This window comes from Humibacter sp., assembly GCF_051954055.1.
In the GTDB taxonomy this organism is placed as follows: Bacteria; Actinomycetota; Actinomycetes; order Actinomycetales; family Microbacteriaceae; genus Humibacter.
In genome coordinates this window covers 24,819-37,145 of record NZ_JBQCIE010000017.1, presented here as the reverse complement: position 1 = coordinate 37,145, position 12,327 = coordinate 24,819, and the positions used below count along the sequence as shown (strand labels likewise).

The following is a 12,327-nucleotide window of genomic DNA, read 5'->3' as shown; positions in this document are numbered from 1 at the left end:
CGGGAGAACGGCCGGGGCACTGCCAGACTCGGCTCATGACGTCGGACTCACTCGTTTCGCTCTGGCCGGCCGCAGGCGTGCGTGCACACGCGGGCAACCTCGAACTGCGCTGGATCGACGACGGGCTGGCCCTCGAGCTCGCCCGACTGGCGGCGCGCGGGGTGCACGACCCGGAGCGTATGCCGTTCAACTTTCCCTGGACACGTGGCAGTGCAGAGGAGGTCTCGCGAAACGTCCTGACCTACCACTGGTCGAACCGGGCGAATGTCGGGCCGGCCAAGCTCGCGCTCGAATACGCCGTGCTCGTCGACGGTGTCGTCGTCGGATCGCAGGGTGCGAGCGGATCGGAGTGGCCGATCCTGCGCTCGGTCGAGACCGGCTCGTGGCTGGGACTGGAACACCACGGTCGCGGAATCGGGACACGAATGCGGGCGCTCATGCTGCACCTGCTGTTCGACGGTCTCGAAGCCGCAGAGGTCACCTCCACGGCATTCGACGACAACCCTGCCTCGAACGCGGTCTCGCTCAAGACCGGCTACGAGCCCGCCGGGGCCGTCCGGGTAGTCCGCGAGGGCGTTGCCGCGACGCAGATCCGCTATCGCATGACGCGACAGCGCTGGGACGAGGTGCGTGACAGGAACGCCGGCTACCTCGGCGCTCCGGTTCGACTTGAAGGCGCTGCCGAACTGCGCGACTTCCTGGGCGCAACTGCCGAGGCGCGCAGCTGATCCAGTCAGCGGAGACCTGCGCTGGATATCGCGTCAAGCCCTTCCCGCTGTGAGTGCCGACGCCGACGATGTAGTCGGCTGGCCGATGTGCGGCGCGTCGGCTTGCGCGGCAGATAGATGGCCGATGTCGACGGGAGGGCGCAGTGCACGACGCGGTGCGCCCAAGGGGGCGGCAGCAGAAGCGTGCAGGAAAGGCATCCTCTCCCGTCGGAGTCGCAGCTCTGGCGCTCGGTGTGCTGGCCGGTATCGGCGGGTTCCTCGACACCGGGGGCGTGATCACGGCGGTCTCCGCCGGCGCTCGCTTCGACTTCGCGCTGCTCTGGACCGTCGTGTTCGGGCTCGTCGGCTTCTCCGTGTTCGCGGAGATGTCGGGTCGGGTCGCCGTCTCGTCGTCGCAGCCGACATACGAGGTGATCCGAACGCGGCTGGGACCGCGGCTCGGTGCGATACCGCTGGTCGCGAACGTGGTCGTGCACGTTCTCGTTCTCGCAGTCGACCTGATCGGCATGTCGCTGGCGCTCCAGCTGCTGACGGGAGTGCCCTACCGCGTGTGGGTGCCGATCGTCGCGGTCGCGCTCGCCTCGGCGCTCTGGTTCCTCAGCTTCTCGAAGGTCGACACCGCAGCGGCGCTCGCCGGACTCACGATGCTGGTGATGATCGCGGCGATGGCCGCACTCGCGCCGAACTGGCAGAACGTGGGCATCTCGCTCGTGCATCCGCAGCTGAAGGCCTCGTACTCGATCGCGGCCTACTTGTTCGCCACCGTATCGCTGGTCGGCTCGTTCATGACGCCCTACCAGTTCGACTTCTACTCCTCGGGAGCGATCGAGGAGGGCTGGACCGGGCGAGACCTCAAGAAGAACCGCATCGTCGCCGTGATCGGCACGATCGTCGGAGCCGCGCTCACGCTCGCTGTGATGGGCGCCGGAGCGAAGGCGCTGTATCCGTACACGCACGCGGTCGACTCCATCAAGGCTGCGGCGACCCCGGCTGTGAAGGCGTTCGGCGAGATCGGGTTCGTCATCTTCGTGATCGGCGTCTTCGCGGTGTCGCTCGCCGCGTGCGTCGAGCTCTGTCTGTCGGGCGGCTACGGCGTCGCGCAGTACTTCGGGTGGGAGTGGGGCAAGAGCGGATCTCCGCGCAGTGCCCCGATGTTCAACGCGATCATCCTGATCATGATCGCGGTGGCCGCTGCGATCGACCTCACCGGCATCGACCCGATCCAGTTCGCCGTCATCACGATGGCGTTCGGCGCCGCCGCGCTGCCGTTCACGTTCGGCCCGTTACTGCTGGTGGCCAACGACCGACAGTTCATGGGCAAGCTGCGCAACACGCTTCCGATCAACATCGTTGCCGGCATCGTGCTCGCCGTTCTCGTGGCGATCACGATCGCGACCATTCCTCTTCTGGTGATCACCGGTGGCAACTTCTGACCGCGCTCACCGCACACGGATGCCCGCACCTCCGACCGGAGGCACCCGCGACGAGGGCGCGTGGCTGGCGCTGTCCCAGGTCATGAACCACGCCATCCTCGACCGGGATGGCCGCCGCGCCGGACGCGTCGACGACGTGCTTCTCGACGTCTCGGATACCACTCCAGGAGGCGGGCGGCCCACGGCGTCCACACCCCGCTTGCTCGTGGTGCGCGCCATCGTGTCGGGCCCCCTGCCGCGCCCGACACGGCGGGCGCTCCGCGCGTTCTTCCGTCTCTGCTACCTGGCCTGCGGCATCCGCGACCCGCATCCCGCGATCGTCGACTGGCGCCATGTCGACGCGATCGACGCACTCGTGCACCTCGGCGTCGGTCGAGACGAAGCGGGCCTGAGAACCGTGGACCAATCGGTCCTGCGGTTCATCGCGAAGATCCCCGGCTCCGCACGCCGAGGGGACTCCGAAGGAGGCGACGGTCATGGCTGAACGCTTCAGCGCACTGCGGGGCCGACGGGTGCTCGACGCGAAGGGCAGAACCCTCGGCTACGTGGTGGACGTCATCGTGCATCCCGTCGCCGACGAGCTGGTCGTCGGCCGGTTCGTGCTGGTGCGACGTCGATTCGACCTGCTGCTGCACCGATTCGCGCCCCGCGTCGACGCGTTCACGGTCGAGGCGGACGGCATCCGCGACGTCACGGCTCGACCGTTCCGGCTCGGGGAGGCGGCGTGATTCTGGAGGTCATCTCGTGGGCGGTCACCGTTCTGGTGGTCGCGGCCGTCGTGTCGTTCATCGTCTCGCTCTTCGCCGTTGCACGACTGCCCGACGAGCGGCCAGTCGTGCGCACTTTCGACCGGAACGGGCAGGAGATCGGTCCCCTCGAGAACCCCGGCGAGCAGATCGCGCCCGGCCGTGCGGGAGACCCGATCGACCGGCGGCAGGACAAGAACGGAGGATAAATTCGTCAGATGACGGTACACGCAGAGGTCTCGTGGGAGTTGGACGGCGTCACGATGGAGGGCACCATCGTGAGACCCGACGGCGACGGGCCGTTCCCCGCGGTGGCACTGGTGGCAGGCAGCGGTCCCACCGACCGCGACTGGTGCTCGCCGCTCTTGCCCGGACCCAGTGGAAGCGGACGGATGTTCGCCGAAGCGTTCGCCGAGCACGGCATCGCGTCGATCCGCTACGACAAGCGCGCATCCGGTCCGCACGTGATGGAGAATCTGCCGCAGCTCACCGGCAAGCTGAGCATGCGATCGCACCTCGAGGAGCTCGAAGCCGCCGTGCACGTGCTCGCCGAGCAGGGATACGTCGACCGCTCCCGTGTCGTCGGCATGGGCAACAGTGAAGGATGCCTGCACGTAGTCCACTACGCGACGAGCGAGCAGCGGACGCCGTTCGCCGGCGTCATCCTGGCCGCTCCTCCTGGCCGGCCGGTCGGCGAGGTGCTGCTCTCGCAACTGGCACTGCAGGCGAGCCAGACTCCGGGCGGAGCGGACCTGATGCCCAAGATCGAGCAGGCCACCGAGCGCTACGCCGCCGGCCGGTCGATGGACCTCGATCCCGCGATCCCGGAGAGCGTGCGACAGGTGCTGAGCAGCTTCGAAGCGCCGGCCAATCTGCCGCTCGCCCGCGAGCTGTGGTCGGAGTCCGTCACCGACGACATCCGGCAGCTGCGCATCCCCGCGCTCGTGCTGATCGGCGGCAGGGACGTGCAGATCGACGCACACGCCGACGGCGACCCGTTGCAGCACGCGGCCGAGGGCATGACCAACGTGACGTTCGCGTTCCCGCCGGACGCCAACCACGTCTTCAAGCATGACACGCGCAACCCGCAGGAGGTCGCCGCCACCCCGGGCAACGGCTACAACGCGCCGGGAACGCGCCTCGACCAGGAGAGCCTGAACACGATCCTGGGCTGGCTGGAAGAGGTCGTCGGGCCGCTGCCCGCTTAGGCGGACTCTCCTGCCGTGCGACGCGCCTCGTCGAGGTAGGAGTACGCGGTCACCCGCGAGATGCCGAGACGCACCGCGATCGTCTCCACCGACTTGCGCATCTGGGTCGCACCGCGGGCATCCAGCCGCTGGAGCACGCCGACCTTGTCCTCACGCGACATCTGATTGACCGGTCTTCCGACCTCGCGGATGGCCTCGGTGATCATCGTGTCCATCACCGAGACCAGATCGCGGCCGAAGTACTCGTCCGGCGCAGACTGCGATTCCGCCTCTTGTGCGGGTAGCAGCGCGTCGAGCAGGAACCGAGCCTGCTGCACCGCGCTCAGGTCGACGTTGATGCACAGCGCCGCGATGATGCGGCCCTCCCGGTTGCGGAAGTAGGTGCTGGAGCAGCGCAGCTCCCGGCCGTCGCTCGTGAAGCCGCGGTAGCCGAACGCGTCGTGGTCGCCGAGCGGATCCTTCTGCACCTCGAGGCCGATGCTCGTCGACGGACCGCCGACCTCGCGCCCCGTGACATGACCGTTCTCGATGGCCGCAATGGTGTGGCCGAGGTCGACATCCGTGCCGTCGAGGTTGTGAACGACGACCTCGCACGACGGGCCGCCCGCGGTCGCGATGGCGTGCATCACAGGACGGAAAGTGGCGAGTACCTCATCGGCGCTCTCGAAGGTGCCGGGCGCGAGCATGGGTCCTCCTTCTGGGCGTGTACGAGGAACCGGATGCTCGCCACCCTACCTCTCCGAGCTTCTGCCTGAACGAAATGTTAATCGAGTAGACATTGTGTTCAGATGGAGCTACCTTAGCTGTCGAACCGCACTCACGCCAGGTTCAGGAGTAAGGAGGCTCTGATGACCCAGGCATCCGGCGGCGCTCTGACCGCCCGAGGCACACTTTCCGCCAAACAGAGACGGATGATCGCGGGCGGCGCCATCGGCACGCTCATGGAGTACTACGACTACTACCTGTACGGCCTGGCGTCCGCCGCCGTTTTCCCCGTCGTGTTCTTCTCGAGCGACGACCCCGTGATCGCCCAGCTCTCGTCGTTCGCCACCTTCGCCGTCGGATTCTTCCTGCGGCCCGTCGGTGGCATCATCTGGGGCATCGTGGGCGACCGAGCAGGACGCAAGACGGTGCTCATGTTCACCGTGGTAGGCATGGGCCTGGCGACGACGGGCATCGGCCTCATCCCCTCCGACCACACGATCGGCATCGTGGCACCCCTGCTGCTCTTGTTCTGCCGGATGCTCCAAGGATTCTTCGTGGGCGGCGAGATGGGCGGAGCGGCGACCATGGTCGTCGAGAACGCCCCGACCGGCAAGCACGGGGTGTACGGCGCGTTCCTGATCTGCGGTGCGGGCATCGCCAACATCGTCTCCGGCGGACTCATGGCAGCTCTCGGCCTCACCGCTTCGTCATGGTTCCTCACCTGGGGGTGGCGACTCCCGTTCCTGTTCTCGATCGTGCTGGCGGTCGTGGCGGTTCTGCTCCGTCGTCAGCTCGAGGAGTCCGAGGAGTTCACCACCACGCAGGTACTGCAGATCCAGGCCGCGGGCAAGAAGGCGAACCCGCTGGTCGAAGCATTCCGGCACCCGAAGAACGCGATCATGGGCATCCTGATCGGTCTGCCGCAGTCGATCGCGGGCTACGTCGTGCTGACGTACGGGCTCGCGTTCATGGTGGGGGACAAGCACATTCCCGCCTGGATGGGCTTCGCCGGAACCATGATCGTCGGCGTGCTGCAGGTCTTCGTCGCCCCCGCCTGGGGAGCGATCTCCGACCGGATCGGACGCCGCACCGTCTACATCATCGGCTGCGTCGGCTTCGCGTGCATGGTCTACCCGAGCTTCATGCTGTTCAGCACGGGCAACATGTGGCTGATCTGGCTCGGCCAGATCCTCGGTTTCGTGCTGTTCGGCGTCGCCATGCAGGCGATCCTGTCGACGATGCTGGTGGAGATGTTCGACCCCGAGGCACGCACCACCGGTGTGAACATCGGGTACCAGATCTCCAACACCCTCGGCGGCGGCCTCGCGCCGTTCATCTGCGTGGCGCTCGTGGCTGCAGCGGGAGGTGCGATCTGGCCCGTGGTCATCTACGCCGCGGTGATCTCCGCCGTCGGAGTGATCGCGACGCTCGTCGCATCCGTGCGGCCCGACGTCGAGGGCGCAGGCCGCCTGCACGCCCTGGCCGCGACAGAGAAGCTCGCGACGCCCGCCGAGGTTCCCGCGAACTGAGCGGTGCCCGCCAAGGTGTCCGCGAACCGAGCGGCGCCCCAAGGTGTCCGCGAACCGAGCGGCGCCCGCCCTCAGCGCAGCAGCGCGGCGAGGGCGGGCAGCTGCTCCGGGTCTTCGAGGGCGGAGCCTACGGCGACCACGCGCACGCCCGCGTTCAGGAAGGAGGGGGCGGTGGAGGCATCCATTCCGCCCGTGGCCACGAACGTCGCCTGCGGGAAGGGACCGCGCATCGCGCCGAACCATCCGGTTCCGAGCAGCGACGCCGGGAACGCCTTCAGCCAGGTCAGGCCCTCCTTCAGCGCAGCCTGCACCTCGGACGCCGTGGCCACGCCGGGCAGCGCGGGCAGTCCAGCCTCGTGCGAGGCGCGGACGATCTCGACGTCGAAGCCCGGGCTCACGGTGAACGCGGCACCGGCATCCTTCGACTGGCGCACGTGCTCCAGCGTGACGACGGTGCCGGCACCGACGACGAGTCCGCGCTCACGAGCCGCCTCGGCCACCACGCGCAGGGCCTCCACATCGGTCGGCGTCTGCACCGGGAGCTCGACGGCCTGGATGCCGAGGTCCCACGCGGTCGTCGCGACCTTCAGGCTGCGCTCGACGCCCATGCCACGCAGGATGGCCATGAGAGGCACGCCCTTGAAGAGGTCGCCGAAGGCTGAGTTGTCTGTCATGCGGGGCATCCGCCTTTCATCGGGAAGGTTTGGTGGCAGTCGACTCGGACGCCGGCTGCTCGGGAACGAAGTCGCTGGTGGACTGCAGCACGAGGTGGGCGCGTTCATGACCCGAGCGCAGCCTGTCTTCGGAGCCTGCACCGTTCAGAAACGCGGCGAGGTAGCCGGCCGCGAACGCGTCGCCCGCCCCGACCGGCTCTACCACGACGGTCGGGATGGCCGGAACGAACGTCTCGACGTCGCCGTCGCCCCGCCGTTCGAACTCCGTGGCGCCGATGTCGCCGTCCTTGATCACGAGCCGCTCCGGCTCGGGAAGCAGGGTGCGCACCTCGGCGGGGGTGTCGCATCCCCAGAGCACGTTCGCCTCGTCGAGTCCGACGAACACCAGGTCGGTGCGCCGAGCGAGCTCGAGCAGCAGCGGAGCCGCTGCGCCGGCCTCCCAGAGCGGCGCGCGGTGGTTCACGTCGAAGCTCAGCACACCCTCGCTGCCCGATACGCGCTCGACGAGGGCATCCATCAGGGCTGCGCAATCGGCCGAGAGCGCCGGCGTGATGCCGGAGACGTGCACCACCTCTGCCTCTTCCAGCGGCACGTCGGCGATCGACTCCGCCGTCATGCACGAGGCGGCCGAACCGCGTCGGTAGTAGAGCACGCCGTTGCCCGGGTCCTTGAAGTACACGCCCGTCGGGGCCCTGGGGTCGACGATGACCCAGCCCACGTCGACCCCGCGCTCCGCGACCTCCCGGCGCACCCGCTCGCCGAGCGCATCGTCGCCGACGGCACTGACCCAGGCGCACGGGATGCCCAGAGCCGCCGCGTGCATCGCCACGTTCGACTCGGCACCGCCGACGTGCAGCCGCAGCTCGTTCGCGGTGGCGAGGGGCTCGGCACTCGCGGGGGTGATCATCGCCATGGTCTCGCCGACCGCGATGAGTCGCGGACGCACGGTCGATGTGGGGGAGGACATGCATCCAGTGTGAGCGGACGATGCGCGTTCTGCAACGCGTGTTGTACTATTTGCACAGCAGATCGCCTTCGGGAAGGGACGAGATGACGGAACGGCTGCGGCTCGACGAACTCGACACCGAGGCTCTGACCGGTAGGGACAAGGGCATTCCGTCGCGCGCGGTGGGCATGACGCCGGCCGAGTTCCTCGCCACCGAGCCCGAGCTGAGCGAGTTCTGGACCCCGCTCGTCGTGCTCGACGACGAGGCGATGCGGCACAACGCCACGACGATGATTCAGTGGATGCTCGCACGCGGCCTTCACCTCATGCCACACGGCAAGACCACGATGGCGCCGGCCCTGTGGCAGCGGCAGCTCGACGTCGGATCGCTCGGCATCACGCTCGCGACGATGGGCCAGGTGCGCACCGCCCGCACGTTCGGACTCGATTCGATCATGCTCGCGAACTCCGTCGTCGATCCGGGGTCGCTGACGTATCTGGCCGGTGAACTGGCGGATCCCGCCCTGCGGTTCGTGTGCTGGGCGGACTCCACCGGCACGGTCACCGCGATGGAGGAGACGCTGCGATCGGTCGCGCCGCCGCGACCCGTCGATGTCTGCGTCGAGCTCGGGATGCCGGGTGGCCGTACGGGTGCCCGCAGCCTTGCCGAGGCGACGACGATCGCGGAACGCATCGCATCCTCTCCGGTGCTCCGCCTCGCAGGAGTCGCCGGATACGAGGGCAGCCTCGCCCACGACCGCTCCGCGGCCGGACTCGGCGTGGTGCGGGAGTACCTGACCCGGCAGGTCGAGCTGCACGAAGGCATCCAACGGCTGTACGACGACGGAGACGTGTACGTCACGGCGGGCGGCAGCGCGTACTTCGATCTCGTCGCCGACGTGTACGCGGATGCCGGCGCGAGCCCGGATGCCCCGCCTCGGCCGGGCGGAGGACGCACCCTGTTCACGCTGCGGTCGGGTGCGTACCTGATCCACGACGACGGCTTCTACCGTGGCATCTCGCCGTTCGACGAGGCCGCTCCGGCTGCGGGCGGCCCGAGGCTGAGACCGGCGATGCGCGGGATCGCGCGCGTGGTGTCGCATCCCGAACCCGGCCTGGCGCTGCTCGACGGCGGGAAGCGCGACTTCCCGTACGACGAGGGACTGCCGGTGCCTCGCGAGGTGGCGGCCGACCTCGGAGAGGCATGGTCGCCGCTGACGGATGCTTCGGTGACCGCACTGAACGACCAGCACGCGTTCCTGCGCTGGGCCGACCCGGATGCCTCGCCTACTGTCGCGCCGATCGGATCGGTCGTGGCGCTCGGGCTCTCGCATCCGTGCACGGCCTTCGACAAGTGGCGGATGCTTCCGGTCGTGGACTCGTGGGAATCCGGCCGCGTCGTCGAGTTGGCGCGCACGTACTTCTGATGAGGAACGGATCGGAACGCATCGTGCTGCGCGGCGGCGCCGTCGTCGACGCCCGCGCAGACGAAACGGATGCCACGTCGCCGCGCCGCGCGGACGTCGCGGTCGAGCACGGCGTCATCTCCGAGGTGGGCGACGTCGAGGCACGCGAAGGCGACCACGTCATCGACTGCGCCGGCCGGTTTGTTCTGCCCGGTTTCGTGGACGCGCACTCGCACGCCGACGGCCTGCTGTCCGACGAGCAGGTGCAGCGCGCACTGCTGAAGCAGGGCGTCACCACGGTGATCGCCGGGCAGGACGGCGTCTCGTACGCCCCGGGCGATGGTGACTACGCGTCGGAGTACTTCGCCGCGATCGACGGCGCGCATCCGACCTACCGTGGCGGCGGCGTCGCGGCGTACCTCGAGGGCGTCGATGGCGCATCCCGTCTGAACGCCGCCTACCTGATCCCCGCGGGGACGGTGCGGTTCGAGGTGTGCGGCCGATCGCAGGATCCGGCGTCCCCTGCCCAGCTGAGTGCCATGACCGCACTGGTCGAGCAGGGGATGCGCGAAGGCGCGGTCGGCCTGTCGACGGGACTCGACTACGTGCCTGGGGTCTTCCAGCCCACCGAGGAGATCGCCGTGCTCTGCGAGCCGGTCGCGACCGCCGGTGGCGTGTACGTGAGCCACATGCGCGGAGGATACGAGGCGAACGCGAGCGCGGGCATCCGTGAGATGCAGCGTATCGCCGAGCTCGCCCGTGAGAACACGGGCCACGCGCTGCCGGTGCATGTCTCGCACTTCCACGCGGACGCCGACATCGTGCTCGGCCAGCTCGACGAGCTGGAGCGGGCGGGAGTGGATGCCACGTTCGACGCCTACCCGTATGCGCGCGGCTGCAGCCTGCTCGGCATGCCCCTGCTGCCGCCCGAACTGTCCGTGCATCCGGTCGACGAGGTGGTGCGTGCGCTCGGCGACCCCGAGGAGCGTGAGCGACTGCGAAGGGACTGGTTCCCGCGCGTCTCGAAGAACGCAAGCCTCGGCCCCGACTGGCCGCACATGCTTACGCTGGCCCATCTCGCGGCGCCGCAGCTGGCCTGGGCGCACGGGCTCACGATCGCCGACGCGGCACAGCGTGCCGGCGTCGACCCGATCGACTTCGCGCTCGACGTGCTGCTGGAGTGCAGGCTGCAGGCCAACGTCGTGATGGCGGTGCGGCACGCCCGCTCGGTCAGCGAACTCGCGCGCATCTTCGCAAGTCCTGCTCACCTGGGCGGATCGGACGGCATCTTCATCGGCGCGCATCCGCACCCGCGCACGCGAGGAACGTTCGCTCGATTCCTGCGCGTTCACGTCCGCGAAGCGGGCACCTGGACCTGGTCGGGCGCTGTTCGGCATCTCTCGCTCGGCGCCGTCACGCGCTTCGGGCTCGGCGATCGCGGAGTCGTCCGCCGGGGCGCGGCGGCCGACCTGATCGTGGTCGACGCGTCGACGGTGGCCGACACCGCCACCTACGAGGAGCCGCTGCGCGAGGCGGTTGGAATCGACGACGTCCTCGTCGCCGGCGTTCCGGTACTGACGGCCGGAGAGCTGACGGATGCCCGCCCCGGACGGGGCCTGAAGCGCTCGCCGCGTGCCGCGCACGGTCGCATCGAGGACGGGAGGTGATCGCGTGTCGCAGAGTGTGAAGCGGGCCGCTGGCATCCTGGATTCCATCGCCGCCCAGCCGAAGACGGTGGCGCAGCTGGCCGCGGAATTCGGCATCCACCGCACGACGATGTTCCGCGAGCTGCAGACGCTGGAACAGGTCGGATTCGCACGCCGCCGGCGAGATGGCACGTACGCTCCGGCCTTCCGTCTGGCCGTGCTGGGCGCGGCATCTCTGGAGAGCCTCGACCTGCGCGAGGCCGCGCACGGTGCCGTGCGGCGACTGCATCGCGCCGTCGGCGACACGGTGCACGTCGCGGCGCTCGTCGACGACGAGATCGTGTACGTGGACAAGGTGGAGGATGCCGGCCGCGTGCGCCTGTACTCACGCGTGGGCTCTCCGGTGCGTCCGCAGTGCAGCGCCCTGGGCAAGGCGATCCTCGCCGGGCTGCCCGTCACCCGGCGAGACGACGTTCTCGCCGGAGCGGACTGGCGCCGGTACACGGAGCGCACGATCACGACGCGCGCCGCACTGGATGCCGAGCTCGAGCGGGTGGCGCGGCAGGGTTGGGCGGCGGACGACGGCGAGTTCGAGGCCGTCGTGAACTGCGTCGCCGTTCCGATCACGAGCTCCGCCGGCGTCGTCGGGGCTCTGTCATTGACGGCGCTCCGCGTCGTGCACGACCTCGGCGAGCTCGAGACACGACTGCCGCTGCTCCACGAGACCGCCGGACGCATCTCGCGCGAACTCGGATAGCCGCAGCCGGGCATCCGCCGACCTCTTTACTTGTCGACCGAGAACCACTCACGAAGGGAAGTCACCATGACGAAGACCGCGATCCGCACCACGAACGCCCCGCAGCCCGCTGGACCATACAGCCAGGGCATCGTGGCGAACGGGTTCCTGTACACGGCCGGGTTCGGCCCGCAGGACCCGGCGAACGGGGGAGCGGTTCCCGACGGTGTCGCCGAACAGACCAGGCAGGTGCTGCGCAACGTGAGCGCCGTGCTCGCCGAGCACGGTCTGACCCTGAATGACTGCGTGAAGACGACGGTGCACCTCGCGGACCTCGCCGACTTCGCGGAGTTCAACGAGGCGTACAAGGAGTTCTTCGCCGAGCCGTTCCCGGTACGCACGACGGTCGGGTCGCAGCTGGCGAACATCCTTGTCGAGATCGACGTGGTGGCGGTGCTCCCGACGGAGTGACGGCCGAGCGCCTAACGGCATCGGGGACGCGGTCAAGGCCTGCCGCACGCGGCGCCGTGCTCGGTACTGTGCAAACATCCAGGCCCATCGACAGTGGCG

14 protein-coding genes are annotated in these 12,327 nt (G+C 68.9%); 11 read left to right on the top strand and 3 right to left on the bottom strand.

Annotated elements, in window-relative coordinates; genetic code table 11:
* Positions 1-35: 35 nt before the first annotated feature.
* The 6 genes from ACTHNC_RS01665 to ACTHNC_RS01640 all read left to right on the top strand — a co-directional run bounded on the left by ACTHNC_RS01665 (position 36) and on the right by ACTHNC_RS01640 (position 4,115).
* Complete coding sequence (locus ACTHNC_RS01665) at positions 36-728, top strand: GNAT family N-acetyltransferase (RefSeq protein WP_440292849.1); 693 nt, start codon at positions 36-38, stop codon at positions 726-728.
* A 143-nt stretch (positions 729-871) separates the two neighbouring features.
* Positions 872-2,161, top strand: a complete 1,290-nt coding sequence (locus tag ACTHNC_RS01660) for an NRAMP family divalent metal transporter (RefSeq protein WP_440292848.1) — start codon at positions 872-874, stop codon at positions 2,159-2,161.
* A gap of 19 nt (positions 2,162-2,180) precedes the next feature.
* On the top strand, positions 2,181-2,645 hold the full coding sequence (locus tag ACTHNC_RS01655) for a hypothetical protein (protein WP_440292847.1): 465 nt from the start codon (positions 2,181-2,183) through the stop codon (positions 2,643-2,645).
* Positions 2,638-2,889: a hypothetical protein gene (locus ACTHNC_RS01650; protein ID WP_440292846.1), complete on the top strand. Its 252-nt coding sequence runs from the start codon at positions 2,638-2,640 to the stop codon at positions 2,887-2,889. The genes ACTHNC_RS01655 and ACTHNC_RS01650 overlap by 8 nt, the downstream gene beginning before the upstream one ends.
* Positions 2,886-3,116: a hypothetical protein gene (locus tag ACTHNC_RS01645; protein ID WP_440292845.1), complete on the top strand. Its 231-nt coding sequence runs from the start codon at positions 2,886-2,888 to the stop codon at positions 3,114-3,116. Before ACTHNC_RS01650 ends, ACTHNC_RS01645 begins: the two co-directional genes overlap by 4 nt.
* A gap of 9 nt (positions 3,117-3,125) precedes the next feature.
* Positions 3,126-4,115, top strand: a complete 990-nt coding sequence (locus tag ACTHNC_RS01640) for an alpha/beta hydrolase family protein (protein ID WP_440292844.1) — start codon at positions 3,126-3,128, stop codon at positions 4,113-4,115.
* On the opposite strand, the gene ACTHNC_RS01635 is transcribed toward ACTHNC_RS01640, so the two are convergent.
* A complete protein-coding gene (locus ACTHNC_RS01635; RefSeq protein ID WP_440292843.1) occupies positions 4,112-4,801 on the bottom strand; it encodes a helix-turn-helix transcriptional regulator in 690 nt (229 codons plus the stop codon). The two genes, ACTHNC_RS01640 and ACTHNC_RS01635, sit on opposite strands and share 4 nt — an antisense overlap.
* A 162-nt stretch (positions 4,802-4,963) precedes the next feature.
* Between ACTHNC_RS01635 and ACTHNC_RS01630 the strand changes: the two genes are divergently transcribed.
* Positions 4,964-6,349 (top strand): MFS transporter, encoded by a 1,386-nt coding sequence (locus tag ACTHNC_RS01630; protein WP_440292842.1) that lies wholly within the window; start codon positions 4,964-4,966, stop codon positions 6,347-6,349.
* A 71-nt stretch (positions 6,350-6,420) separates the two neighbouring features.
* Here ACTHNC_RS01630 and ACTHNC_RS01625 read toward each other — a convergent pair whose 3' ends face one another.
* Together ACTHNC_RS01625 and ACTHNC_RS01620 are read right to left on the bottom strand one after the other, a co-directional pair.
* Positions 6,421-7,023 (bottom strand): bifunctional 4-hydroxy-2-oxoglutarate aldolase/2-dehydro-3-deoxy-phosphogluconate aldolase, encoded by a 603-nt coding sequence (locus ACTHNC_RS01625; RefSeq protein ID WP_440292841.1) that lies wholly within the window; start codon positions 7,021-7,023, stop codon positions 6,421-6,423.
* 16 nt (positions 7,024-7,039) lie between these two features.
* Positions 7,040-7,990 carry a sugar kinase gene (locus tag ACTHNC_RS01620; RefSeq protein WP_440292840.1) on the bottom strand — a complete coding sequence of 317 codons (951 nt, stop codon included), beginning with the start codon at positions 7,988-7,990 and terminating at the stop codon, positions 7,040-7,042.
* An 83-nt stretch (positions 7,991-8,073) separates the two neighbouring features.
* Here ACTHNC_RS01620 and ACTHNC_RS01615 point away from each other — a divergent pair, with 83 nt between their 5' ends.
* From ACTHNC_RS01615 to ACTHNC_RS01600, 4 genes are all read left to right on the top strand, one after another.
* Positions 8,074-9,396: an alanine racemase gene (locus ACTHNC_RS01615; protein ID WP_440292839.1), complete on the top strand. Its 1,323-nt coding sequence runs from the start codon at positions 8,074-8,076 to the stop codon at positions 9,394-9,396.
* Complete coding sequence (locus ACTHNC_RS01610) at positions 9,396-11,042, top strand: N-acyl-D-amino-acid deacylase family protein (RefSeq protein WP_440292838.1); 1,647 nt, start codon at positions 9,396-9,398, stop codon at positions 11,040-11,042. The genes ACTHNC_RS01615 and ACTHNC_RS01610 overlap by 1 nt, the downstream gene beginning before the upstream one ends.
* A 4-nt stretch (positions 11,043-11,046) precedes the next feature.
* Entirely contained in the window at positions 11,047-11,778 is a 732-nt protein-coding gene (locus ACTHNC_RS01605) for an IclR family transcriptional regulator (protein WP_440292837.1), read from the top strand.
* Between the two features lie 66 nt (positions 11,779-11,844).
* Complete coding sequence (locus ACTHNC_RS01600; protein ID WP_440292836.1) at positions 11,845-12,228, top strand: RidA family protein; 384 nt, start codon at positions 11,845-11,847, stop codon at positions 12,226-12,228.
* The last annotated feature ends 99 nt before the right edge of the window (positions 12,229-12,327 follow it).